The 25,187-nt window shown below is 39.8% G+C and carries 29 protein-coding genes; 10 read left to right on the top strand and 19 right to left on the bottom strand.

Annotation, left to right across the window (positions count from 1 at the left end):
• Nucleotides 1-7: 7 nt before the first annotated feature.
• Genes L5B71_RS06025 through rfbB form a run of 6 tightly spaced genes read right to left on the bottom strand, consistent with a single transcriptional unit; the run spans nucleotide 8 to nucleotide 5,564 of the window.
• A complete protein-coding gene (locus tag L5B71_RS06025; RefSeq protein WP_265757448.1) occupies nucleotides 8-997 on the bottom strand; it encodes an acyltransferase family protein in 990 nt (329 codons plus the stop codon).
• Between the two features lie 32 nt (nucleotides 998-1,029).
• Nucleotides 1,030-2,118, bottom strand: coding sequence for a glycosyltransferase family 2 protein (locus tag L5B71_RS06030; protein WP_265757449.1), 1,089 nt, complete (start codon nucleotides 2,116-2,118; stop codon nucleotides 1,030-1,032).
• The gene (locus tag L5B71_RS06035; protein ID WP_265757450.1) at nucleotides 2,111-2,815 is read right to left on the bottom strand and encodes an ABC transporter ATP-binding protein; all 705 of its coding nucleotides are present in this window, start codon (nucleotides 2,813-2,815) and stop codon (nucleotides 2,111-2,113) included. Before L5B71_RS06035 ends, L5B71_RS06030 begins: the two co-directional genes overlap by 8 nt.
• A 12-nt stretch (nucleotides 2,816-2,827) precedes the next feature.
• Complete coding sequence (locus tag L5B71_RS06040) at nucleotides 2,828-3,619, bottom strand: ABC transporter permease (RefSeq protein ID WP_265757451.1); 792 nt, start codon at nucleotides 3,617-3,619, stop codon at nucleotides 2,828-2,830.
• Between the two features lie 9 nt (nucleotides 3,620-3,628).
• Nucleotides 3,629-4,498, bottom strand: coding sequence for a UTP--glucose-1-phosphate uridylyltransferase GalU (gene galU, locus L5B71_RS06045; protein WP_265757452.1), 870 nt, complete (start codon nucleotides 4,496-4,498; stop codon nucleotides 3,629-3,631).
• Nucleotides 4,499-4,532: 34 nt separating this feature from the next.
• A complete protein-coding gene (gene rfbB / locus L5B71_RS06050) occupies nucleotides 4,533-5,564 on the bottom strand; it encodes a dTDP-glucose 4,6-dehydratase (RefSeq protein ID WP_265757453.1) in 1,032 nt (343 codons plus the stop codon).
• Nucleotides 5,565-5,698: 134 nt separating this feature from the next.
• Between rfbB and wbaP the strand changes: the two genes are divergently transcribed.
• The 5 genes from wbaP to L5B71_RS06075 all read left to right on the top strand — a co-directional run bounded on the left by wbaP (nucleotide 5,699) and on the right by L5B71_RS06075 (nucleotide 10,189).
• Complete coding sequence (wbaP, locus tag L5B71_RS06055; protein WP_265757454.1) at nucleotides 5,699-7,138, top strand: undecaprenyl-phosphate galactose phosphotransferase WbaP; 1,440 nt, start codon at nucleotides 5,699-5,701, stop codon at nucleotides 7,136-7,138.
• A gap of 125 nt (nucleotides 7,139-7,263) precedes the next feature.
• A complete protein-coding gene (gene nudC / locus L5B71_RS06060) occupies nucleotides 7,264-8,076 on the top strand; it encodes an NAD(+) diphosphatase (RefSeq protein WP_265757790.1) in 813 nt (270 codons plus the stop codon).
• A gap of 11 nt (nucleotides 8,077-8,087) precedes the next feature.
• A complete protein-coding gene (gene hemE, locus L5B71_RS06065; RefSeq protein WP_265757455.1) occupies nucleotides 8,088-9,152 on the top strand; it encodes a uroporphyrinogen decarboxylase in 1,065 nt (354 codons plus the stop codon).
• A 9-nt stretch (nucleotides 9,153-9,161) separates the two neighbouring features.
• Complete coding sequence (locus tag L5B71_RS06070; RefSeq protein WP_265757456.1) at nucleotides 9,162-9,752, top strand: YjaG family protein; 591 nt, start codon at nucleotides 9,162-9,164, stop codon at nucleotides 9,750-9,752.
• A 164-nt stretch (nucleotides 9,753-9,916) separates the two neighbouring features.
• Nucleotides 9,917-10,189 (top strand): HU family DNA-binding protein, encoded by a 273-nt coding sequence (locus L5B71_RS06075; RefSeq protein WP_265757457.1) that lies wholly within the window; start codon nucleotides 9,917-9,919, stop codon nucleotides 10,187-10,189.
• A 79-nt stretch (nucleotides 10,190-10,268) separates the two neighbouring features.
• Here the strand turns inward: L5B71_RS06075 and L5B71_RS06080 are convergent, their stop codons facing one another.
• From L5B71_RS06080 to ispF, 7 genes are read right to left on the bottom strand one after another with little or no spacing between them, the layout of a single operon-like run.
• Nucleotides 10,269-10,643 carry a hypothetical protein gene (locus L5B71_RS06080; RefSeq protein WP_265757458.1) on the bottom strand — a complete coding sequence of 125 codons (375 nt, stop codon included), beginning with the start codon at nucleotides 10,641-10,643 and terminating at the stop codon, nucleotides 10,269-10,271.
• A gap of 1 nt (nucleotide 10,644) precedes the next feature.
• Entirely contained in the window at nucleotides 10,645-11,841 is a 1,197-nt protein-coding gene (gene nlpD / locus L5B71_RS06085) for a murein hydrolase activator NlpD (RefSeq protein ID WP_265757459.1), read from the bottom strand.
• A gap of 13 nt (nucleotides 11,842-11,854) precedes the next feature.
• Nucleotides 11,855-12,043 carry a hypothetical protein gene (locus tag L5B71_RS06090; RefSeq protein WP_265757460.1) on the bottom strand — a complete coding sequence of 63 codons (189 nt, stop codon included), beginning with the start codon at nucleotides 12,041-12,043 and terminating at the stop codon, nucleotides 11,855-11,857.
• Between the two features lie 14 nt (nucleotides 12,044-12,057).
• Nucleotides 12,058-12,633, bottom strand: coding sequence for a YqaA family protein (locus L5B71_RS06095; RefSeq protein WP_265757461.1), 576 nt, complete (start codon nucleotides 12,631-12,633; stop codon nucleotides 12,058-12,060).
• A 33-nt stretch (nucleotides 12,634-12,666) separates the two neighbouring features.
• Nucleotides 12,667-13,407, bottom strand: a complete 741-nt coding sequence (surE, locus tag L5B71_RS06100; RefSeq protein WP_265757462.1) for a 5'/3'-nucleotidase SurE — start codon at nucleotides 13,405-13,407, stop codon at nucleotides 12,667-12,669.
• A gap of 8 nt (nucleotides 13,408-13,415) precedes the next feature.
• A complete protein-coding gene (truD, locus tag L5B71_RS06105) occupies nucleotides 13,416-14,423 on the bottom strand; it encodes a tRNA pseudouridine(13) synthase TruD (RefSeq protein WP_265757463.1) in 1,008 nt (335 codons plus the stop codon).
• A gap of 1 nt (nucleotide 14,424) precedes the next feature.
• Complete coding sequence (gene ispF / locus L5B71_RS06110) at nucleotides 14,425-14,901, bottom strand: 2-C-methyl-D-erythritol 2,4-cyclodiphosphate synthase (protein WP_265757464.1); 477 nt, start codon at nucleotides 14,899-14,901, stop codon at nucleotides 14,425-14,427.
• A 189-nt stretch (nucleotides 14,902-15,090) separates the two neighbouring features.
• Here ispF and L5B71_RS06115 point away from each other — a divergent pair, with 189 nt between their 5' ends.
• Nucleotides 15,091-16,095, top strand: coding sequence for a YeiH family putative sulfate export transporter (locus L5B71_RS06115; RefSeq protein WP_265757465.1), 1,005 nt, complete (start codon nucleotides 15,091-15,093; stop codon nucleotides 16,093-16,095).
• Nucleotides 16,096-16,176: 81 nt separating this feature from the next.
• Here the strand turns inward: L5B71_RS06115 and L5B71_RS06120 are convergent, their stop codons facing one another.
• From L5B71_RS06120 to L5B71_RS06140, 5 genes are all read right to left on the bottom strand, one after another.
• Complete coding sequence (locus tag L5B71_RS06120; protein ID WP_265757466.1) at nucleotides 16,177-16,926, bottom strand: amino acid ABC transporter ATP-binding protein; 750 nt, start codon at nucleotides 16,924-16,926, stop codon at nucleotides 16,177-16,179.
• Between the two features lie 9 nt (nucleotides 16,927-16,935).
• The gene (locus tag L5B71_RS06125) at nucleotides 16,936-17,619 is read right to left on the bottom strand and encodes an amino acid ABC transporter permease (protein ID WP_268741555.1); all 684 of its coding nucleotides are present in this window, start codon (nucleotides 17,617-17,619) and stop codon (nucleotides 16,936-16,938) included.
• 22 nt (nucleotides 17,620-17,641) lie between these two features.
• The gene (locus L5B71_RS06130; RefSeq protein ID WP_265757469.1) at nucleotides 17,642-18,424 is read right to left on the bottom strand and encodes an amino acid ABC transporter substrate-binding protein; all 783 of its coding nucleotides are present in this window, start codon (nucleotides 18,422-18,424) and stop codon (nucleotides 17,642-17,644) included.
• Nucleotides 18,425-18,616: 192 nt separating this feature from the next.
• Complete coding sequence (gene ygfZ / locus L5B71_RS06135; RefSeq protein WP_265757470.1) at nucleotides 18,617-19,462, bottom strand: CAF17-like 4Fe-4S cluster assembly/insertion protein YgfZ; 846 nt, start codon at nucleotides 19,460-19,462, stop codon at nucleotides 18,617-18,619.
• A gap of 14 nt (nucleotides 19,463-19,476) precedes the next feature.
• Nucleotides 19,477-20,340 carry a YicC/YloC family endoribonuclease gene (locus tag L5B71_RS06140; protein WP_126370824.1) on the bottom strand — a complete coding sequence of 288 codons (864 nt, stop codon included), beginning with the start codon at nucleotides 20,338-20,340 and terminating at the stop codon, nucleotides 19,477-19,479.
• A gap of 113 nt (nucleotides 20,341-20,453) precedes the next feature.
• On the opposite strand from L5B71_RS06140, the gene rph reads away from it, so the two are divergent.
• The 4 genes from rph to dusC all read left to right on the top strand — a co-directional run bounded on the left by rph (nucleotide 20,454) and on the right by dusC (nucleotide 23,799).
• Nucleotides 20,454-21,173, top strand: a complete 720-nt coding sequence (gene rph / locus L5B71_RS06145) for a ribonuclease PH (protein WP_265757471.1) — start codon at nucleotides 20,454-20,456, stop codon at nucleotides 21,171-21,173.
• A 12-nt stretch (nucleotides 21,174-21,185) separates the two neighbouring features.
• Nucleotides 21,186-21,827: an orotate phosphoribosyltransferase gene (gene pyrE / locus L5B71_RS06150; protein ID WP_265757472.1), complete on the top strand. Its 642-nt coding sequence runs from the start codon at nucleotides 21,186-21,188 to the stop codon at nucleotides 21,825-21,827.
• 58 nt (nucleotides 21,828-21,885) lie between these two features.
• Nucleotides 21,886-22,755 (top strand): co-chaperone DjlA, encoded by an 870-nt coding sequence (gene djlA, locus L5B71_RS06155; RefSeq protein WP_265757473.1) that lies wholly within the window; start codon nucleotides 21,886-21,888, stop codon nucleotides 22,753-22,755.
• Between the two features lie 102 nt (nucleotides 22,756-22,857).
• Nucleotides 22,858-23,799, top strand: coding sequence for a tRNA dihydrouridine(16) synthase DusC (gene dusC / locus L5B71_RS06160; protein ID WP_265757474.1), 942 nt, complete (start codon nucleotides 22,858-22,860; stop codon nucleotides 23,797-23,799).
• A gap of 11 nt (nucleotides 23,800-23,810) precedes the next feature.
• Here the strand turns inward: dusC and L5B71_RS06165 are convergent, their stop codons facing one another.
• Entirely contained in the window at nucleotides 23,811-25,046 is a 1,236-nt protein-coding gene (locus L5B71_RS06165; RefSeq protein WP_265757475.1) for an MFS transporter, read from the bottom strand.
• Nucleotides 25,047-25,187: the final 141 nt, after the last annotated feature.

Below are 25,187 nucleotides of genomic sequence, written 5' to 3' on the forward strand. Positions count from 1 at the left end.
GCAATGATTAAATGACAGTTTGTTTCAACCAAGAAAACCTTAGGATAATAAATTTTTCTAATTTGGATAAAAGTAATGCAGTAATATATGAAATAATCAAAAGATTTAGTAATACTAGTATACTATATCTTGGAGCATAAATGAACTTAGCCATAAAATGATATGCAAAAAATGAATGCACTAACCACATATATATAGATTTATCTCCAAGCTCTATTATGATTTTATTAAATGCTTTATGTAAAAATCTATTAGTAATTTCATAAAAAGTTAATAAAATATATATGGCAAGAGGGGCTAGAAATACTATGCTTTCTAGCCAGAAATAGATAAACCCCTTAAAAATAATATATGAAAATAGAATAGATATGACTACTTTTGAAAATATATTCTTCGTAAAGTGTATTTTTTTATAGCTTGAATATATACCAAATAAAAATCCTATCATATAGGATGATTGCCATATTATTACTTCTTTCCATATACCTTCAGCTGATAGATTATGTAATATTATTGATATGGCCACTATAGAAATAGCTTTATTTCTTACTAATTGCAATAGGGGAGTGATAGCGACTAGTAAAATATATAGAATTAAAAACCACCATTCTCCATTATAAGAGCTGGATAAACCAAATAAATTAAGAATAAAATCCTTTGTGTTGAGTGCAATCTTATCTGGGAGGAAATATACATCTAATGGAATAAAAATAAAGAATACTATCCATACTGTTCTATATGTTGCTAAAATTTTACTCCAATAGTAGGAAGAGTTATTCTGCTTAGATACAGAATAACCATAACCACTGATGAATAAAAATATAGAAACACAATATTTACCTATCCATCCAAGCAATATTTCTGTATCTTGAGAAAATGTATATTGTAACATACCAGAGGGAGCTCTATCCGGAAATGTAAATATATGATGTATAAACATCAATATTATAGCAATCCCCTTAATGTATAAAGATTGTTCTTTATTTATCGTTAACATTTTATATGACGGTTGTTATTTAAATATACATCTTATATGTTATCATAAATTTTTTTTCTGATTTTATTAAGTAAATTATACAGTTTATAGTATTTATGCTTTGTTTTATGAACTTTTGCAAAAAGATTTGGATTATAAAAAAACAGTTGAAATTTATTCCATGTTTTTTTATCCTCTTTTAAGAAAATTTTCTTTAATACTTTTAAATCTACAATATTTGCCTTATTAAAGTTTTCTACAAATAACGGGTGTAATTTTAAAGGGTCTAAATCTCTATTGGATAATGTATCACCGCAAGACCAAGTAAATAAATATAAATTAAATATGGAGTGAGCAATGGCAATGTTATCAGGGATTTTCCCATATAGGTCTTCTAGTTCTTTTTTGACTGCAATGAGTCCTGATGATAAGTCTAGAATGTTTTTTTCACTCTTGATTTTCATTATGCTATTATCACGTTGTCTATATAATATGGCTTTAATTGGTAGATAATATATAGTATTACATTTATTTATGAGTAATGGTGTTGTATTTATGTCTTCATAATTTCTGCCAACAGGTTGTGGATATTGCTGAATAATTTCTTTTTTAAAAATATGTCTCCAAATATACACTTGTCTAGTGTCATATACAGCTTTTAAAATATCACTATCATATTTTAATAGAGTTCTAGGTTTTATATATTTATAAGAGCAATTTGTATAGGTCCCCCCATCATCCCAGTAATAACTAAAGTCAGTAATAAGACAATCAGGATTATTCTCTAATAAGCAATATTTGATAAGCTGCAGAGTGTTTTTAGATAAAAGATCATCACCATCTAAAAACATAATATATTTCCCTCTGGAAATACTTACTCCAAAATTACGTGCGTCTGATAAACCACCATTAGTTTTATTAGCAATAACAAAATTATCAGAAGTTATCCTTTTTTTATAACTTTCTAATAAGCTTTTTGTTCCATCTGTTGAACCATCATTTACTATAATAAGTTCTATATCAGTAGACCATTGTGTTGTGACTGATTTGATTAAATCATCTATGTATTCAACTACACCAAAAACTGGTGCAACTATACTAATCAAAATATTTTCTTTGTTATTAGTTACAATATTATTCATCTTTTGTAATTATCCCATGCTCTAAATGAATATGTTTCTGACAAACTCTTTCTGCTAACCACTTATCATGAGTTGCCATAACTAAAATTCCCGCTTTATCAACAAATTGTTCTAAGCGTTTTTCAGCTTTATTTCTAAATTGTTCATCTCCAACACTCATCCATTCATCCATTAGCAGAATTTCTGGTTGAGTACTGGTGGATATAGCAAAGGCTAGGCGTAATACCATTCCACTAGAATAGGTTCGCACAGGCATATTGATAAAATCACCAAGCTCACTAAAATCGACAATTTCATCAATTAGTTTTTCTGTTTGTTTTGGTCGAAGACCGAGGAAAAGTCCTCTGAGTTTGATATTTTCAATCCCTGTGGCTTCTCCATCCATTCCAAGCATGGAATCTAGTAAACTAGTGATTTTACCCTTTACACTAATTGAACCTTCAACTGGTGCATAAACACCAGCAAGTACACGTAATAAGGTGGTTTTTCCTGAGCCATTATGACCAATCAATGCGACTCTATCGCCTTCTTTTATATCTAAATTAATATTTTTTAATGCCTCAATTTCAGTGAATTTCCCCGTATTTTGGATAATTTTTCCACCTGTCGCTGCATTTAGCATTGTCTGCTTGAATGATCGTTGTTTCGCATCATAAATAGGGAAGCGAACTGAAACGTTATCTAATTTAATATGCATAGTTTTTCCCTTTTATAGCCAATAAGTGATGCGATTTTTTGTTTTCATAAAAACAATAATAGAAATAAATAAGCCCATAATAGCCATAAGTATTGCAGTTATCCAATGGCTAGGCTCAGGTGTTCCGCCTAATAAAGGCGTTCTTAATAGGTCAAGAAGAATAGTGAATGGATTCCAAAGAGCCAAATACTGTCTATCTTCTGGAAGTTGATCCATGCTCCAAATAATTGGAGTGACGAAGAATAAAAGAGTAATTACGCTATTGATGACTGGTAGCATATCACGATAACGTGTGCAGAAAACAGAGATGATAATTCCAATCCAAAAAAGGTTTAGTAGTGTAATTATAAATGCCGGAATAAGTAATAACACATCTAGTGAAATAGGTTTCCAAAAGATTAAAAGAATTATTGGATAGATTAAAATGTTATGTAAAAAAACAATAAATTGTCGGTATAACACTCTTAATATAAAAACAATGGGGGAGATTTTTGTTTGTTTTAAATAATGTGCTGAATCTGAAAATGCACCACAAAAATCATTAATAGATGATGAAATTAAAGCCCAGAAAATCATTCCTAGGGCTAAGTGTGGAACAAAATCGCTGATTGTATTGCCAAATAGAGAACCATATAATGGCCCCATTGCACTGATCGTAATCGCCATACTTAGAGTAATCCAAAATGGTCCTAAGGTTGAACGGCGATAGCGAGCAAGTACATCATACCAGCCAAGCGTTGTCCAAAGATAATATTCTTTGAATGCCATGAATATATCTTTCATTGTGTCTTTGAATTGATTCATATAGTATTCCTATATCTTATGTGTGCTTTCGTTAGCTAATGTAATATCTGTATCTTTAAGGTAAACATTTTTATAACAATAATTTGTTGCCTCTATGAAACCTTCAACGCTTCCGCAGTCAAAGCGTTTACCTTTAAATTTATAAGCCAATACTTTGCCTTGTTTTGCTTGTTGTAATAACGCATCAGTAATTTGAATTTCTCCGTTTTTTCCGGCAGGAGTGTTTTCTAGCTGGTCAAAGATGTCAGGCGTCAAAATATAACGCCCAATAATTGCAAGATTGCTTGGTGCGGTCCCTTTTTCTGGTTTTTCTACCATATCTTCAACTTGGAATAAGCTATCATTGATAGGTTTGCCTGAAATAACACCATATTTATGCGTTTCATCTTCTGGCACTTCTTCCACGGCGACAATAGTACAGTTATACTGATTGTATAGCTCTACCATTTGAGCTAGAACACCTTGTCCTTGTTCGTTAATGCATAAGTCATCAGCTAAAACAACAGCAAAAGGTTCATTACCAACTAGCTCTCCGCCAACTAATACGGCATGTCCTAAGCCAAGCATTTCGCCTTGGCGGATAAATGTAAAGCTAGCAGAATTGATTATTTTTCGAATATCTTCAAGTAGGGATTCTTTGTTTGTACCTTGAATTTGATGTTCTAGTTCATAGTTTTTATCAAAGTGATCCATGATGGAATATTTTCCGCGACCCGTTACTATACACATATCTTGCATTCCAGCTTGGATTGCCTCATCTACACCATATTCAATTAAAGGTTTATTAACAATTGGCATCATCTCTTTAGGCATAGATTTTGTTGCCGGTAAAAATCTTGTCCCATAACCTGCAGCAGGGAATAAACATTTTTTAATCATTTTAACTTCCGTTAGTTTATAAAATTATTTTCGTTTACTTATTTGGCGTATTGTCCCAAAAATTCTGATGATCTAGATACCACAAAATGGTTTTGCTTAATCCTGTATCAAAAGTTTCTTGCGGATACCACTCTAGTTCAGAATTAATTTTATGTGTATTAATGGCATAACGTTGATCGTGACCTGGTCGGTCTTCCACAAAAGTGATTAAGTCCATATACTGGTTTACATTGTCAGGCTTATCTGGAACAAGTTCGTCTAAATGCCTACAGATCGTTTTAACCACTTCAAGGTTTGTCTTTTCGTTATTACCGCCAATATTATAAATTCCGCCTATTCTACCTTTAGTTAAGACTAAGTGCAAAGCTCGAATGTGATCTTCAACAAAAAGCCAATCTCTAATTTGCATACCATTACCATAGATTGGCAACGGTTTCCCAGATAAGGCATTTAAAATCATTAAAGGAATTAATTTTTCAGGGAATTGATATGGACCATAATTATTAGAGCAATGAGTGATAATTGTAGGTAATCCAAAAGTTTTATACCAAGCACGGACTAGATGATCACTTGAAGCTTTAGAAGCTGAATAGGGGCTATTAGGGGCATAGATTGAGCCTTCATTGAAGGCCGGTTGGTCTTTTTGTAAATCGCCATAAACTTCATCAGTAGATACATGGATAAAACGAAAATCTCTTTGCTTTTGTTTGTCTAATTTTCTCCAATAATCATATGTACTTTCTAATAAAGTATAGGTTCCAACAATGTTTGTTTGAACAAAAGGTAAGCTATTTGAAATAGAACGATCAACATGTGTTTCTGCGGCAAGATGAATGACTGCATCGGCTTGATATTGTGAAAAAACATTGCTTAGTAAATGAGCATTGCAAATATCAACTTGTTGAAATCTATATCGGGGACTGTTTCGTACTGTGCTTAGTCCATCAAGGCAGCTTGCATAGGTGAGTTTATCAATATTAAAAACTTGATCGTTTGTTTGATTGATAAGGTAACGAATAAGCGCAGAACCAATAAAGCCAGCTCCTCCAGTAACTAAAATTTTCATATTGATCACTCTTAGTTTTTTGTGACCATTCTACTGTTTATCTAAATGTCTAGCAAGAATAAGGAGAGCGCTTTGCTTTTTGTTTGATGCGATAATATAATCATACAGACTTCGCAGAATTGAGGTATTCATTAATGCAAAAAAAAGATTTTTACTATAAAGCAACCTTTATGTTGCTTGATTTTTGTTTGGTTTTTGTTCCTTTTTTTCTTGTATTATGTTCGGTGAATATTTTCTATTCTAATATAACTTCATTAATTCCAAGCTATCCCATCTATAAGCAGTCTTTATTGCATTTGTCCTTATCGTTTTTCTGTATTTTATGGTTTTGGCTAAAATTAAGGCATTACACCTATCGAAAAACATTCTGGGTCGAGTTAAGAGAAGTAATATATACATTATTTTTGTTTTGTATTATTGAATTATCCCTAATTGCATTCTTAAAACTTACCTTTTCTCGTACTTTCTTCATGTTAATGTGGGGGGGGATATTTTTACTCTTTCCCTCAGTTCGCTTTATAGTAAAGTTCATTTTAATAAAAGATGGGAAGTATAAAAAGAAAACTGTCATTATTGGCACGCAAACAAATGCACTAGAGGCTTATCAAGCTATTAAGGCGGAGTTTTTTTTAGGGCTTGATGTGAAATATTTTGTTGATGTAAATATTTCTGCAAGTAATATTTATAATGAGTGTTTAAAGGATTTAAATATTCCTATTTTATACCCTGATAAGGATAATTTATTCTCTTTAGTCAATAAAGATGATACCCAATTTATTTTAGCGTTAGAAGAAGATCAAGCTGATGAGTTGGATTACTGGGTTAAGCGGCTAGCAAAGCACCATTGCAGAGCCATTTCTATTGTGCCTAGCTTAAAGGGGTTGCCGTTGTATAATACAGATATTTCCTTTATTTTTAGCCATGAAGTTATGTTATTGCGTGTGCAGAATAGATTGGCTAAACGTAGTTCTAGAATCTTGAAAAGAGCAATGGATATTTTTATTTCCTTATCTTTAATTATTGTGCTTTCACCCTTTTTATTATGTTTATATTATCTTGTGGCAAAAGATGGTGGAAAAGCCATCTATGCACATAAGCGTGTTGGAATGAATAAGAAAGTTTTTGGTTGCTTAAAATTCAGAACAATGGTTCTTAATTCCGATGAAGTGTTGCGTAATTTATTAAAAAATGATCCTAAGGCTAAGGCTGAATGGGAAAAAGATTTTAAATTAAAAAATGATCCTAGAATTACCAAAGTGGGCCATTTTTTACGTAAAACAAGTTTAGATGAGCTGCCACAGTTATTTAATGTGATTAAAGGCGATATGAGTTTAGTTGGTCCTCGTCCAATTGTTCGTCAAGAATTAATAAGATATCGAGATGAGTTAGATTATTATTTGATGACTCGTCCAGGAATGACAGGTTTATGGCAAATTAGTGGAAGAAATAATATTGATTATGCCACAAGGGTTTATTACGATGCTTGGTATGTAAGAAATTGGTCAATTTGGAATGACATAACGATTTTATTTAAAACAGCAAGAGTGGTATTTGAAAAGACAGGCGCTTATTAATACCGCAAGAAAATGTATTTTTTCATAGCGAAATAAGCGTAACCCTGTAAAATAGCTCCAAATCTTAAACAATCAAAACAGAGCAACCAAAACCAAAGTGCGGTGAATTTTTTATGAGTTTTTCAATGCGGCCGGTTGAGCCAACAACACAAGGTGCTTGGCTTTTAACCCAAGGATCAAACATTTTTCTGTTAGAAGGAAAATTACCCGAAGGGAAGGCAGAAGATTTTCAATTAACGGGGCGTTTGGCGATAGAAATCGGGCGTTGGAATGGTGCGCCGCTTTGGCTTATTACAGAGCGGGAGGCTGAGCAGGAAGATAGCCGAGAATATACTTCATTGCGCAGCCAGCTTCATTTGCCAGAAGTACAATTTAATTTGCTCAATCGTGGCGTGGAGATTAATCATTTTCTGAAAACCCATCGCTTTTGTGGGAAGTGCGGTTCAAAAATGATAATGGCGAAAGACGAATTGGCCGTGCAGTGTGAAAATTCTGCCTGTTCGTATCGCACTTATCCCGTGATTTGCCCTTCGATTATTGTGGCAGTTCGCCGTGGTAAGCAGATTTTGCTCGCTAATCATCAGCGTCATCAACAGGAAAAAATGTATACCACGTTGGCAGGTTTTGTGGAAGTGGGGGAAAGTTTTGAACAAACTGTGCAACGCGAAGTGTTTGAAGAAACGGGGATTCAGGTGAAAAATATTCGCTATTTGGGTAGCCAGCCTTGGGCGTTCCCTAATTCTCAAATGGTGGGATTTTTAGCCGATTATGCAGCAGGGGAAATTCGCCTGCAAGAAGCTGAGCTTCAAGATGCTCAATGGTTTGATTATGATAAACCTTTGCCAAATTTGCCGCCACAAGGCACGATTGCGTTGAAATTAATTAATGCCACACTGGCACTTTGTGCCGATGATGATAAAAGTGCGGTAGAAAAATAAAGGAATTTAGGATGTTTGAATTAAAAAATGATCGTTATTTGCGTGCATTATTGCGCGAACCTGTGGATATGACGCCAGTTTGGATGATGCGCCAAGCTGGGCGTTATTTGCCAGAATACAAAGCCACGCGTGCGCAAGCTGGGGATTTTATGTCCCTTTGTCGTAATGCAGAGTTGGCTTGCGAAGTGACGCTACAACCTTTACGTCGTTATGATTTAGATGCCGCTATTTTGTTTTCTGATATTCTTACTATTCCTGATGCAATGGGACTCGGTTTGAGCTTTGGCGCAGGCGAAGGGCCTAAATTTGCGCGCCCTATAGAAGATAAAAGTGCGGTGGAAAATTTGCCAATTCCTGATCCGGAACAAGAATTGCAATATGTGATGAATGCGGTGCGTACTATTCGCCGTGAGCTCAAAGGCGAAGTGCCGTTAATCGGTTTTTCTGGCAGCCCTTGGACACTGGGCACTTATATGGTGGAAGGGGGCAGTAGTAAGGCTTTCACAAAAATCAAAAAAATGCTTTATACCGATCCAAAAACCTTGCATTTATTACTCGACAAATTAGCGGATTCCGTTGCCCTTTATCTCAATGCACAAATCAAAGCAGGGGCGCAATCGGTGATGATTTTTGATACTTGGGGCGGGGTGTTAGCCCATCGTGAATATTTGGAGTTTTCGCTGCAATATATGCGGAAAATTGTGGAAAATCTCATTCGTCATAATGAAGGACGCAAAGTGCCAGTTACCCTCTTTACTAAAGGTGGAGGATTATGGTTAGAAAATATCGCCAATACCGGTTGTGATGCAGTTGGCTTGGATTGGACGGTGGATCTTGCCGATGCGAAAAAACGTATCGGGCATAAAGTGGCACTGCAAGGTAATATGGATCCTTCCGTGCTTTATGCTCCACCAGATCGCATTGAACAAGAAGTGCGGTCGATTTTAGCGGATTTTGGTGAAGGCAGTGGCCACGTTTTCAATCTCGGACACGGTATTCATCAGGATGTGCCAGAAATCAGCCCGAAAATTTTTGTGGACGCAATCCATCAATATTCTCAGTCTTACCATAAATAAGGATAAACAATGCGAAATCCTATTCATAAACGCTTAGAAAATTTGGCCAGTTGGCAACACCTCACTTTTATGGCGTGCTTGTGTGAGCGAATGTTGCCGAATTTTCAGCTTTTTTGCCAAGTTACAGAACAGCCCGCGCAAAGCAGAATTTATCAAAATATTCTGAATTTAACGTGGGAATATTTAACTGTGAAAGATGCAAATATCAATTTTGATAATCAGCTTGAAAAGTTTGAGGCGATTATCCCAGATGTGAATAATTATGATTTTTATGGCGTTGTCCCTGCGATTGAAGCGTGCGAAGCACTTTCTGAATTATTACATAGCCTAATTGCGGGCGAAACCTTAGAACACGCTGTGCAAGTAAGCTTGATTTCTTTACAAACCGTTATCGGATTACTGGAAATGAATTTAGATCGAGAATTATCTGAGCAAGAACTCAAGGCAAGTGAAGAAATTGAACAAGAATTAGATGTGCAATGGCAGATCTACCGTGCCTTGCGAGAGTGTGAGGAACGTGATATTTCGTTAATTTTAGCCCTTAAAAATGAAATTCGTGCAGAAGGAATCTCAAATATTGGTATAGAAATTAGCCAATAATGTGATTTAGATTACATTTTTGCGATTTACTACTTTAATTTATGCACAACTTGATTTATCCTTAAGCACGCTGTAGATACAGTTTTCTTATTGTCAGAGCTTGGATCTTTTATTAAAAAATTCAAGTTTTATTAATGTAATTGAAATAAAGAAGGTACTAATTTATGAACAAAACGGATTTAATTGATGCAATTGCAGGTGCAGCAGAGTTAAATAAAAAACAAGCTAAAGCGGCGTTAGAAGCAACGCTAGCTGCTATTGAAGCAAGTTTAAAAGCGGGTGATGCTGTTCAGTTAATCGGCTTTGGTACGTTTAAAGTCAGCGAACGTAAAGCACGTACAGGCCGCAATCCACAAACTGGTGCGGAAATCAAAATCCCAGCGTCTAAAGTGCCTTCTTTCGTTGCTGGTAAAGCATTAAAAGACGCATTAAAATAATATTTTATACATAGAAAAACCCTGTTAATGATACAGGGTTTTTTTATTATCTCATTGAGAGTAATGAGGTCAACTTATTTTACCTTTTTCTAATTTCCCAGTGATTATTGATGTTTATAAGATAAATGCTTTTATCTTTTGCCATATAACCGCCTTTCACGGCTTCTAATAGTCGATTGTGAGGATATCTTGCAGAAAAAACTTCTGCTTTTCCCTGTTCTTCAGCTAAAAAAACATAAATAGTCAAATTTGGATCTTCAGGATCAGTCAAACGAATATCGGCAATGGAAAAAGGTTGCACACATTGCTGTTTGAGTTCTGACCAAGTATAGCCAGCAGATGGAATGCAGCCTTTTTCATCGCGCTCGGTGCCTACTAAAGGCATTGGCGAAGGGGAAGTACAGCCCATTATCAAGGCTGTACTAAGCAAGGATAACGTGATACGTTTTTTCATCTTAGCGTCTTGGTAAATAGTTTACAGGATCAACAGATTTACCTTTGTAGCGGATTTCAAAGTGAAGTTTTACGCTATTTGTGCCAGAGCTTCCCATTTTAGCAATTTGCTGGCCCGCACGCACTTCTTGCTGATCTTTCACTAAAATACTTTCATTATGTGCATAGGCACTGAGGAAATCATCATTATGTTTGATGATGATTAGATTTCCGTAACCGCGCAGCGCGTTTCCAGCATAAACGACACGACCAGCAGAGGCAGCATTAACTGCTTGACCACGCGAACCGCTGATGTCGATCCCTTTGTTGCCACCATCAGAAGTGGAAAACCCTTGTACGATTTTACCACTGGTTGGCCATTGCCACGCCACATTTGATACAGCTGGCGCTTGAGTTTGAACAGGTTTTGCCACAACTGGTGTAGTTGGGGTTACTGTTATTGGTGTTTGAGCTGTAGTTTGGACTGGTGTGCCAGTATTTGATTTGACTGGGCCAATAATTGAGCCGTCAGAGCCATATTGTGTGCCGTTAGGACCAGGGGTATAGGTTACCGCAGGCTCAACAGGTTTAGCTGGTTTTTCCGCAGGTTTTGCTGTGCTAGTGGTATTCACTGGCGTTGGCGCTGGTGCGGTTTGATTAGACACTTTTAAAGTTTGTCCCACGCTTAAGGTGTAAGGCTCAGACATATTATTCATTGCTGCAAGCTCTTTTACATCAAGTCCACAAATATAAGCGATTAAGAACATGGTATCGCCTTTGCGCACCTTATAGGTGTTCCCTTTATAAAAGCCTTTGTCGATTTTGCTGTAATCAGGTGCATTGGTTTGAGGATTACGCGGAATCTCAAAATTTTGCGAAACCTGTTGTGCCTTGACTGCTGTGTTAGTCACTGTTTTTTTCGTTTGTTGAACCACTTGGTTTGCTTGTTGCTGTACTTGAGCCGCCTGAGGTGTTTTCATTTGTGGCATCTGTACCTGCGGTGCTTGATAAGTCGGTTGTACGGTTGGAGCCGTCATTGTCGCTGGCATACTTTGTTGTTGAATTTGTGGCTCCCAAGTATTCCCTGCATTGCTATCTACGGGCTGCATTGTGCCTGGTGGTAATGCACCATCAGCACTCTCTACAGGTGCTGGTGCGTTAGATGAACAGGCGGAGAGCATTGCTACGCTGATAGGTAAAAGTAAAAATGATTTTTTCATTGGAGTTCCTCTATTAATTCATTGATTCTGGCATAGGTTGTTTTTCAATAATTGGTTGCCATTGGGCATCTTCCGTTGCCCCAGTGCCAAGCACCGGCTGCATCATTCCAGGGGGAAGGGCATTTTCATCTTTCTGTTGTGGTTGTGATGAACAAGCACTTAACAGAGAAAAGCAAACAAATAAGATTAAAAATTTCTGCATTTTTGACCGCACTTTTATTTGAAAATGAAATAAATGATCACAGCAATAAGCACCACTGCCCAACCAATCCATTCAATAGATTGGCGTAATTTATGGGCAAATTTCTCACCGCCCCAAGCGGCTAATTTTGCGACTAAAATAAAGCGTGCCGCACGCGAGATAGCGGAAGTTAGCAAAAATGGCAAAAATACCATTTGCATCACGCCCGCGCAAATGGTGAAAATTTTATAGGGGATCGGTGAAAATCCCGCAATAAACACCACCAAAATGCCCCATTGTTTAAACCACGACATTGCTGTGTCTAAGTGGCCTTGATAGCCCCATTTTACGATATATTCTTGAATATAATCAAAGGCATAGTAACCCAAGCCATAACCCACCACACCGCCGAGCGCGGAAGCAATGGCGGTATAAATTCCTAACTTTAACGCCTGTTTTGGACGTTTCATTGCCATTGGCACAAGCATTACATCAGTGGGAACGGGAAAAAAAATGGATTCGATAAAGCTGGTAAACATTAACCACGCGGTGGCATAGCGATGCGCCGACCACTGCATCACTTTATCGTACATCGCACTAAATATTTTCAATGGCATACCCTCAATTATTTGCAAAGCGAAATATTATTCACTTTTTAACCAATCTTGTAAAGATTGAAGTGAATGATATGCCGTCATATCTGCTTGAATTGGCGTGATCGAAACATAGCCATTTTTCACCGCGTGAAAATCCGTGCCTTGTTGCTCATTTTCCGCCAAGCCAGCGGGACCAATCCAGTAAATGGTGTCGCCACGGGGATCTTGTTGTTTAATCACTTCCGCTGCCGCGGCCCGATAGCCTAAATGGCAAACTTTGATGCCTTTAATTTCTTCATAAGGCAAATCTGGCACGTTAATATTAATGATTTCGCGACTTTTCAGTAACTGATTATGCAATTTCGGCACAAGTTCGCACACAATGCGTGCAGCGGTTTCATAATGCTGACGCCCATCAAGGGATACCGCAATGGCAGGCAAGCCAAGGTGACGACCTTCAAAGGCAGCTGCAACCGTCCCTGAATAAAGCACATCATCGCCTAAATTTACCCCAGCGTTAATACCGGATACGACTAAATCAATTTGCCCTGAAAGAAAACCGTTTAACGCCAAATGCACGCAATCTGCAGGCGTACCATTAATGCAGTAATTTCCATTGTCTAATTTCATTGGGCGTAACGGCTCCACTAAGGTGAGCGAGCTGGACGCCGCGCTGCGATTACGATCCGGCGCAACCACGGTAACTTGGGCAATTTTACGCAATTCTTTGGCAAGCGCTTTAATGCCTTCGGCGTGAATGCCGTCATCATTTGAAAGTAAAATATTCATTGCATTTCCTATTCAATAATCTGTACTAATTCGCGAACGAGTGCCGTGGCATAACTGCCAGACGGCAGATAAAACGCCAGTTTTAGCCCTTCGGGTAAAAATTCCCAACGCAAATGCTGTGCTTGCATTAAGAGTGGGCGGCGGCTTGGTTTCATTCGTTCTTTTTGCATTAAATTTAAAATATCTTGATGTTGCTGCACAATCGTCATTTCGCGCGGATTGGCAGACTGAATGCTTTCCCCAACTAAAGGTGCGGTAAGCAAAATATCTTGATTTTCTAACCGCTGTTTTAAGGCGTTTAAATCTTCCTTTTCATCGACTTGAAACCAACTGTGCGAACCGTTGAGCTGCACAATGTCGCCCAGTAAAATTTGCTGTGTAAGCTGTGCTTGAATGCGATCGGACACCACCAAATTAAACATTTCACTGCGTGCAGCGGAAAGATAAAAACTCCGTTTTTTGCGATCTTTTACCTTAATTTCGCCTTTCGCCCAACGCATAGCTTGGGTGAGATTATGCCCATCGCGGCTAAAACGTTGTTCTGTAAAATAATTAGGAAACCCGAAATTTTTCAGATTTTCCAACCGCACTTTGAGATCGTCTGTTTCTTTCGCATCACGCAGTAAAATCTCAAAATGATTGCCATCTAGGCTGCCCGTACGAATTTTGCGGTTATGTCGTGTTACATTGAGGATTTCCACGCCCTCTAGCTGAAACTGGCTGAAATCAGGCGTAGGCTGGCCAGCCATATGTAAGCAGAACCACTGTTCAGTGACAGCCTTGCGATCTTTTAATCCAGCATAACTCATATTGCGTGCTGAAATGCCCGCAAACTCGGCTAATTTTTCACCGACAAACAGCGTGTTGGCATCGGTTTTTCGCACATAAAGGGCAACAAATTCCCCTTCGCCTGCCATTTCATAGCCTAATTCTTCTTTGACAATAAAATCCGCACATTCTGCTTTTAAGCGTGCTTGCTGTGTGGGTTGTGATTGTAAAAACGCTAATTCTTGCATTTTAAGCCTTCACCAAAAGTGCTACCGCTTCACACGCGATTCCTTCACCACGCCCGGTAAAACCGAGCTTTTCGCTCGTGGTAGCTTTCACGTTCACCTGTTCCACATCGCAATCTAACACCTGTGCAATGGCCGCGCGCATATTATCAATATGTGGACGCATTTTCGGTGCTTGCGCAATAATGGTCATGTCCACATTGCCAATTTTGTAGCCCTTGCCTTGCACTTGACGATAAGCCTCTTGCAGTAACCCTTTGCTGTCCGCCCCTTTATATTGCGGATCGGTGTCTGGGAATAATTTACCAATATCCCCCAGCGCCACTGCACCTAACAAGGCATCTGTTAACGCGTGCAACGCCACATCACCATCACTATGCGCCAGTAAACCTTTCTCATAAGGCACAGCCACCCCGCCAATCATAATAGGCCCTTTACCGCCAAAGGCGTGCACATCAAATCCATGCCCAATTCGTATCATAGTCTTTCCTAATCGCTGATGAAAAATAGTGCAAGATTATAGCATCACAAGCCCTATTCAAAAATGGATAATTTAAGTGCGGTGGGATTTTTGTGAGTTTTTTACTGCATTTTTATTCACTTATTATATTTACTTCTTAGAAAAATCCTTTACTGTATAACAGATAAAATTGCTGTATGGAGAGAACTAATGAAATACCTCCCCCTTATTCCCGGTTTATTATTGACCCTTTTAATTAGCGTGCTGGCGAGCTGGGTTGCGCAAACTCAACTGGCGGTGCAGTGGCATATTAGCGCCTTGACCTTAGCCATTGTGTTGGGGATTTTGGGCGGTAATACCTTTTATCCTTATATTGAGCTACAAATGAAAGCTGGCGTGTTGTTTGCGAAAGGGATTTTACTGCGTTGCGGTATTGTGTTGTTTGGCTTTCGTTTAACTTTTCAGGATATTAGCCAAGTGGGATTGAGTGCGCTGTTTGCAGATGCTACCGTGCTGATTTTAACTTTTTTGCTCACTTGTTGGGTGGGGATTAAGTGGCTGAAGATTGATCGTCAAATTGTACAACTCACCGCCGCAGGTTGTAGCATTTGTGGGGCGGCGGCGATTATGGCCACTGAACCGATTGTAAAAGCGCCGTCTTATAAAGTCTCAGTGGCGGTAGCGTTGATCGTGATTTTTGGCACACTGAGTATGTTTCTTTACCCTATGTTATATCCTTATTTGCAAGCCTATTTGCCTGATCAGGCGTTTGGTATTTATATTGGTTCTACTGTCCACGAAGTAGCACAAGTTTATGCGGCTGGAGCGAATCTTGGTTTACAAGTCGCGGACACTGCGGTAATTTCTAAAATGTTGCGTGTGATGATGCTTGCACCGCTTTTGCTTGCGTTGTCCTATTTTTTACGTAGGGAAAGTGGCGAAAAACAAGGTAAAATCGTGATTCCTTATTTTGCTTTATTATTTATTGGCGTGGCAATCTTCAATTCTTTCAATCTATTACCGCAAGTGGTTGTGAATTTTTTGGTTCAGCTTGATAGCGTTTTATTAATGATGGTAATGACAGCATTAGGACTTACCACCAATATTAACTCGCTCAAACAAGCAGGAACAAAACCGCTATTATTAGGCGCGATCATTTGGATTTGGTTAATGGTGGGGGGATTGGCAATTAACTTGTTAGCTGCACAAATTTAATTTATGAGTATAAAAACAAGGCGTTTAAAAAACGCCTTATTTTTTACCGCACTTTTCCAATACATTTGTATTGAAATTGTATTATTCTGCCTTTAAGCGATGTAAAAAGGCTTTGGTGCGTTCGTGTTTTGGATGTGCGAATAATTTTTGTGGGGAGCCTTGTTCGACAATCACGCCACCGTCCATTACCACAACCACATCTGCAACATCTAATGCAAATTTAATCTCGTGCGTTACCACCACCATCGTCCAGCCCTCATTGGCGAGTTCTTTCATCGTGTTTAATACATCTTGCACTAATTCTGGATCAAGTGCAGAAGTGGGTTCATCAAACAGCATTAGTTCAGGCTGAATTGCAAGGGCGCGAGCAATGCCAACGCGTTGTTGCTGACCGCCTGAAAGTTGGTAAGGATAAAGATCTTTCTTATCTAACAAGCCCACTTTAGCAAGCAATGCTTCCGCTTCTTGACGAACGATTTTTGGATCGCGTTTTTGCACCTGCATAGGGCCTTCCATAATATTTTCCAAGGCAGTTTTGTGGGGGAATAGGTTGTATTGTTGGAACACCATTCCTGATTTACGGCGCAATGGCAAAATATTTTTGTTAATGCTTGGGTTGGCAAAATCCACTTTAAGTGGATCTTTTTGCTGAAATTCAATGGTACCTTGTTCAGGTAATTCTAAGGCATTCAAACAACGTAAAAAGGTGGTTTTGCCCGAACCAGAAGGGCCAAGAATCACCACCACTTCGCCTTTGTGAATATCAAGGTCAATCCCTTTTAAAACAGGATTATCGCCAAAGGTTTTATGAATATTGCGTACTTTAATCATTGCCTTCCCCTATCGTGCCACATAGCGATCTAAACGTTTTTCTACCCGCGCTTGAATAATAAACAGCACAAAACAGAAACACCAATACACCAATCCTGCCTCAATATACACAGGTAAGAAATCGTAAGATGAATTCGCAATTTGCTGTGCTACGCGGAACATTTCTGTTACGGTCACCACTGAAGCTAAAGAGGTATCCTTAAACAAGCCGATAAAGCTATTGCTCAATGGCGGAACGGCAACACGAAAGGCTTGCGGTGCAATAATTCGGCGGAAGGTTTGCATATAGGTCATACCAATGGTGTAACCTGCTTCCCATTGCCCTTTCGGTACGGATTGAATTGCTGCACGCACGGTTTCTGAACCGTAAGCACCCACATTCAGAGAAAAACCAATAATTGCCGCAGGAATGGGATCAATAAACACACCCAGTGCAGGCAAGCCGTAAAACACCACGGAAATTTGCACCAACATTGGCGTACCACGAATAATCGAAATATAGATTTTCGCAATCGCCAAAAAAATACGATGCAACCAGCCGTTTACAGGGGTAACGCGTAGTAACGCCACACCCACTGCGATAATCATTCCCAAAAAGAAAGATACAACAGCAAGCGGTATTGAAACCAATACCGCCGCTTTAACCATTGGGATAAACCCGTTTATTACCAGCTCTGCACGAGCATCAGTCATAAAGGGTAAGGAAGCTAAGAAATTATTTAACACTGATATCCTTTCCAAAGAATTGCTCACCCAGTTTTTTCAAGGTACCATCATTGCGTAATTCCACGATGGCAGCACTAATTTTTGCAAGTGCTTCTTCATTGTTTTTGTTGGCAACAAACCCAGCCCCTACTTTTTCTTCAGATTCCCAGAATGGTTTTAATCCTGAATTTGGATTTTTCTTTAAATAATCTAGTAATGCTAAGGAATCATTGAAAGTAACATCCGCACGTTTTTGCTGAATTAACAATAAGCCTTGTGCCATTCCATCGATTGGAACGATTTGCGCACCATAGTTGACCGCTAATTCACCGTAGTTAGAACTCAAGGTTTGTGCAGCTTTTAAGCCTTTCACATCTTCCACTTTGTGAATGCGAACTTCATCTTGGCGTGCAAGCAACATTGCGCCTGACCAACTATAAGGCTCTGATTTATCAAAAGTTGCTTGGCGTTCTGGTGTTGTTAAAGCCACTTGGTTTGCCACTAAATCAAAACGACCACCTTTTAAGCCCGCAAGCATTGCGTCCCATTGAGTTTCTTTAAATTCTACTTTTACGCCTAATTTTTCAGCTACAGCACGAGTAACTTCAACATCATAACCTGTTAATTTGCCACTATCATCGTGATAAGTGAACGGGGCATAAGTCCCTTCTGTACCTACGGTAATTGTACCTTTATGATTAATACGTTCAATTAAACTTTCTGCGGCAACAGCTTGAGTTGCGGTCGCAAAAGCAAATAGAGAAGTGGCTAAAAGCGTAAATTTTTTAGACATAAAGTGCTCCTTAGTGAAAATAAATGAAATTGTCCGAAATTCAATGCAGAGCATTGTAAAAGAAATACCTTAATTTACAAATAACTTAAAAGTATAAGTTATGAAAAACCTTAATATACTAGCTGTTAGTATAGTTAATTGGAAATATATTTTTTGCATATTCGGCTCAAATTAAGTAGGTTTTTTCTCTAATTATGCGATAAAGTTATAAGGCAATGGGATTAAGTTAAGTTTTGATTTTTCATCAATAAGTCGAAATTCTGTATCCGCATCAAACTGATTATTCATCACCACTTGCAGCCATAAAATGCCGTCAAAATGCACCGCACTTAGGATAAAGCCTGTTTTACGCCAGCCATTTTCCAACTGCATTTCAATTTCTGAGCCTAACTGAATAGGTGCGTTAGTTTGAGTGGTAAACAGGAACATCGCCCGTTTGTTAATGCCACGATATTTCGCACGTGCCACGGTTTCTTGCCCGATATAACAGCCTTTTTGGAACGAAATAGCTTGTTCGATACATTGTAAATTCAAGGCTTGCGGGATAAATTCGTTTTGGCTCTCGGGCGATAAAATCGGGTAGCCCGCTTGCATTATGGTTTGCTCCCATTGTGCAATTTCACCTGTGAAATCAATCGGTTGTGGGGTTTTGTTTAATAACATCGCGCACGCAGATTGCCCTATTTCAAGGCAAAAATCCGCAGAAATTGCACCGCACTTTTGTTTATCCAATAGCCCGATCACTTGCCAATCTTGCGCTTCAAAGGCAACTTTGGAAAAGACAGCATATTTTTTCAGATTATCCAACGCAGAAGGCAATAAGGCGTGGCGGATAATCAAGTAAAACTGCTCGCTATTTTCACGCAACAGACGAAACACACTGCTCATTTTACCTTTTGGATCACAATGGGCGGTGAGCGTGGACTGTCCATCTGCTAGCCTATTCACATCACAAGTGAGCTGACCTTGTAGAAATTTTTTTGCATCCACGCCTTGCACAGAAATAACACGATATTGTGAGAGATTGATGATTGCCATAAGGATTCCAAAAATTATTCTAAATTCTGAATTTGTTCACGCATTTGTTCGATAAGTACTTTTAATTCCACGGCAGAATTGGTGATTTCCGCACTAATGGATTTTGATGCCAGTGTGTTACTTTCGCGGTTGAGTTCTTGCATCATAAAATCGAGTTTACGCCCTACTGCGCCGCCTTTTTGTAAAATGCGTTGGGTTTCTTTAACGTGCAGCTGTAAACGATCTAATTCTTCCGCCACATCAATACGCTGCGCTAATAGCACCATTTCTTGTTCTAGGCGCTGTGGATCGGCTTGTAATTGCAATTCGTCAAAACGTTGCTGTAAACGCTCGCGTTGCCATTGCAAAATCTCTGGCATTTTTGACCGCACTTTATCACTTTCACTGGCGATAGCCGTTAAACGCTGTTGGATCAAGTCGTTTAATTTTTCCCCTTCACGCCCACGCATTGCGATAAATTCATCGAGCGCCGCTTCAAAGCCAGCTAACAATTCTTGGCTAATGCGATCTAAATCTTGCTCTGGGGTTTCCACCACGCCGGGGTAGCGCAGAACATCGGTGAGATTAATTTCCCCTTCACCTGCTTGTTGTTTGATCCACTGTAAGGATTGGATCACCTGTTGTGCCAAGGCTTGGTTTAAATTAAGGCTCGCTGTGGCTTGCTGTTTGCCTTCAAAACGCAAGTTGCATTCCACCTTACCACGGGTTAAACGCTGGCGTAATTTTTCTCGCAAGGTGTTTTCTAAACCGCGAAATGGCTCTGGCAAGCGGAAGACCGTTTCCAAATAACGTTGATTAACGGAACGAATCTCCCAAACCGCATTGCCCCAATCTTGCTTGATTTCATAACGGGCAAAGGCCGTCATACTATAAATCATAATAAATCCTTAATTTGTGCTAAAAATTGTCGCCTATTCTACCGTTAAATTTCTCATCTGTCAGTTTGCGTGTTAGAATGAGCGCCATTTTATGAATGAATAAGGAATTTCCAATGCGTCCGAATGATCGCCCATTAAATCAACCCCGCCCAATTAAAATTACCCGCCATTTTACCAAATATGCCGAAGGTTCGGTGTTGGTGGAATTTGGCGAAACCAAAGTGCTTTGCACCGCCAGTGTTGATGAAAGTGTGCCACGTTTCTTAAAAGGTCAAAACCAAGGTTGGGTTACGGCAGAATATGGTATGTTGCCACGCTCCACTCATAGTCGTATGCAGCGTGAAGCGGCAAAAGGTAAACAAGGCGGACGTACGATGGAAATTCAGCGTTTAATCGCCCGCTCTTTGCGTGCAATGGTGGATCTTAATGCGCTTGGTGAGCGTTCAATCACACTGGATTGTGATGTGATCCAAGCTGATGGCGGCACGCGTACGGCGTCAATCACTGGCGCTTGCGTGGCGTTAATTGATGCGATCAACGGCTTAATGGAAAAAGGTGTGCTGAAGACGAATCCAATTAAAGGGCTAGTGGCGGCGATTTCTGTTGGCATTGTGGAAGGCGAAGCGGTATGTGATTTGGAATATGTAGAAGATAGCAATGCCGAAACCGATATGAACGTGGTAATGACCGATGATGGCCGAATGATTGAAGTGCAAGGTACGGCAGAAGGTGAACCATTCTCCCACGAAGAATTATTAACCCTGTTAGATCTTGCGAAACAAGGCTGTGAAGTGATCTTCAACGCTCAGCGTGAAGCCTTAGAGCAAGCATAATTGGGGGCGCAAATGCAAGGCTACAAAATCGACTTTATCAAATTCGCGTTAAGCCGTAATGTGCTGAAATTTGGTGAATTCACCTTGAAATCTGGGCGTATTAGCCCTTATTTCTTTAATGCAGGTTTGTTTAACACAGGGGCGGATTTAGCGCGTTTAGGCGAATTTTATGCCGCCGCCATTCAAGCAAGCGGCTTAGATTATGATGTGATTTTTGGCCCTGCTTACAAAGGTATTCCTATTGGCACGACGGTATCTGTGGCATTGTTTAAGCAATATGGCATTGACAAACCGGTGTGTTTTAATCGTAAAGAAGCAAAAGATCACGGCGAAGGGGGCAATTTAATTGGCAGCCCATTGCAAGGTAACGTGTTATTAGTGGACGATGTGATCACCGCTGGCACGGCAATTCGCGAAGCAATGGATTTAATCGCACAAAATCAAGCAAAATTAAGAGCAGTGGTGATTGCGTTAAATCGTAAAGAACGTGGTAAAGGTACGCTTTCTGCCATTCAGGAAGTAGAACGTGATTATCAATGCAACGTGCTTTCGATTATTGATTTTGACGATTTAATGCAATTTATTGAGCAAGAGGCGGATTATCAGCAATATCTGCCTGTAATGCGTACTTACCGTGAAAAATATGGCATATAAAAATCACTAAAAAGTACCGCACTTTTAATTTTATAGCTTACTCAAGTTGGAGAATAGAATGAGTTTTATTGGAAAGTTATTAGGTTTTTTTATTGGCTACCGTCTGGGAGGATTTTTTGGTGGGCTTGCTGGTGCCTATTTAGGTCATCTTGCGGATAAAAAATTATATGAATTAGGTAGTGTTAATTCGAGCTTTTTCAACCGCAAAGAAACTCGCCAATCTTTATTTATGCAAACTACGTTTGCCGTGCTTGGGCATTTGTCTAAATCGAAAGGACGAGTTACGCAAGATGACATTGCGCTTGCCAACAATCTAATGAACCAAATGAATTTGGACGACAAAGGGCGAAAATTGGCGCAAGACGCCTTTAATCGCGGTAAAGATCCTAATTTCCCGTTACGCCAAGTGATCCGTGAATTTTGCCAAGCCTGTGGTCAGCGTAGTGATCTATTAAGAATGTTTTTGCGTGTTCAGCTACAAGCTGCATTTGCAGATGATCACTTGCACGAAAATGAAAAAGAAATATTGCAAGCGGTAGCGGAAGAATTAGGTTTATCTAGTTTCCAATTCCAACAAATTTTAATGGCTGAAATTGCCGCACGCCAATTCAGCCGTGGCGGATTTTATTATGAATATAATGGATCGCAACAAGGTGATCATCAGCAAGATGGTTATCAACAAGGGGGAAGCTATCAAGGACATCGCTCAGGACCGACTTTACAAGATGCTTACAATGTATTAGGCGTGAGTGAAGGGGACGATCGTGCCACGGTAAAACGCGCTTATCGCCGTTTAATGAACGAAAACCATCCCGATAAATTAGTCGCCAAAGGCTTACCAGAAGAAATGCTTGAAATGGCGAAAGAAAAAACACAGCAAATTCAAGCCGCTTATGATTTGATTTGTAAAGCGAAAGGGTGGAAGTAAACCTTTCTTCATTGCTGAATTTTTTACCGTTTCTCTGAAATAACAAAGTGCGGTGAAAAATTCAGCTTTTTTATTTTTATCAAAAGAGTAATAGTAAATAAAATGCGTGTTTTCCTCGCGCCAATGCAGGGGGTGCTTGATCCCCTTGTGCGGCAGCTTTTGACTGAAATTAACGATTATGATCTGTGTGTATCGGAGTTTGTGCGTGTGGTGGATCAGCGTTTGCCAGTTAAAACCTTTTACCGTTTATGTCCAGAACTGCAGCACGGTGGGCGAACGCCCGCGGGAACGCCCGTGCGCGTACAACTTTTAGGGCAACACCCACAGTGGCTGGCGGAAAATGCGGTGTTGGCGGTGGAATTGGGATCGCACGGCATTGATTTTAACTGTGGTTGCCCGTCTAAAACCGTGAATGGTAGCCACGGCGGCGCGGCATTATTAAAACAGCCCGAATTGATTTACCAAGCCACTAAAGCCTTACGCGAAGCCTTACCGAAAGAGCAGGTGGTGAGCGTGAAAGTACGTTTGGGCTGGGATAGTGATAATCACGCCTTTGAAATTGCTGATGCGGTGCAGCAAGGCGGCGGTACGGAAATCACTATTCACGGACGCACCAAAACCGATGGCTATCGTGCAGAAAAGATCAATTGGCAGAAAATTGGTGAAATTCGTCAGCGTTTAACCATTCCCGTGATCGCAAATGGTGAAATTTGGCATTGGCAAGATGCGCAAGACTGCCTTGCTATAACAGGCTGCCAAGATGTAATGATTGGACGCGGCGCATTAACCATTCCAAATTTAAGCCTTGTGGTGAAGTTTAATCAGGAAAAATTAGATTGGACGCAAGGGGTAATGCCCTTGCTGCACCGTTATGCGCATATCGAAAACTTGCAAGATACGGGCTTTTACCACATCGCCCGCACCAAACAATGGCTACAATATCTGAAAAAATCTTACCCACAAGCCACCGCACTTTTTGAGCATATTAAAACCTGCCAAAGTGCGGTAGATTTGCGCGAAAGATTAGCTACTTTTGCCATATAGCCTTAGCTTGATTAATCCAAGGCTTTGCCTTTCAGTTCTGGAATTAAGAAAATGGTGGCAATCATATCGATCACATAAATCAGTGCAAGGAAGGCAATCGCGGTGGAAAAAGAATAGCTTGCCACCACCGCACCAACTATCACTGGACCGAAACCACCGACTGCCCGCCCGATATTAAACAACACATTTTGTGCGGTCGCACGGGCTTGAGTTGGATAGGCTTCAGCCATTAATGCACCGTAGCCGCCCATCATTCCATTTACGAACATTCCCAAGAATGCCCCCGTAATAAGCATTGCGTTTGGATCGGTCAGTTGTGAGTAGGTAATCACACTGATTACGGCACCAAGTTGGAAAAGCAGAAAACTTGGTTTGCGTCCGATTTTGTCCGCAAGGCGACCAAAAATCCAGATACCGCTCATCATTCCACATACGGTTACCGCTGTCCAAACGCCAGATTTAGTTAAGCTAAAGCCAAGCTGTTTAGACAGGAAATTTGGTAGCCAAATCATTATGCCGTAATAGCCAAAATTCTGCACGGAAGTGAGAACCACAACCCCTAGGCTGACTTTGGTAGTTTGTTTATCTTTTATCAATAATTGGAAAGATTGACGGAAAGCTTGCCATTTCGATTGTGTGGGGTGAGTGGCGGAAAGTGCGGTCTGTTTTTCGGTAAAAACGTCTGGCTCGTGTAATCTTGCACGTAAATACCACGCCACGAAAGCAGGGAAAATACCCACAATAAACATTCCGCGCCAGCCGATGATTGGCAATAATAACGGCGTAAGCAACACTGCAGCTAGCACGCCCACTTGCCAGCCTAATGCCACATAAGAAGCGGCTTTTGCACGGTGTCGAGCAGGCCAAGCTTCTGCCGCTAATGCCATTCCAATACCAAATTCACCGCCTAAACCAATGCCTGCAATGGTGCGGTAAATTAATAAATCCCAATAGCCTTGCGCGAGCGCACATAAGCCGGTAAATACGGCAAATAGCACGATTGTCCAAGTTAATACGCGCACACGGCCATAACGATCGCTTAATGCGCCGAAAATAATGCCTCCCGCCACTGCGCCGATTAATGTCCAAGTAACCAAAGAGCCCGCTTGTGCGCTTGATAGCGCTAAATCGGCAGAAATTGCACTGAGCATAAAGCCGAGAATGAGTAAGTCGAAGCCGTCCATTGCATAGCCCACGGCAGAGCCGATCAAGGCTTTCCAGCCATAATCATTTACGTTGTTGTTCATAGATGTCCTTTTGCTACTCACGGGTAGCCTTTAAAGTGTGAAGAAAGGAAGTTTGCTAAAAGCGTGCCTAAAAAGCGCGCCCCAAAAAGCGCACATAGTGTAGTCAATTTAACGGATGTAAGCAAATAAAAAAAAGCCTTG

This window comes from Avibacterium sp. 21-586, from assembly GCF_026226775.1.
Classification (GTDB): Bacteria; Pseudomonadota; Gammaproteobacteria; order Enterobacterales; family Pasteurellaceae; genus Avibacterium.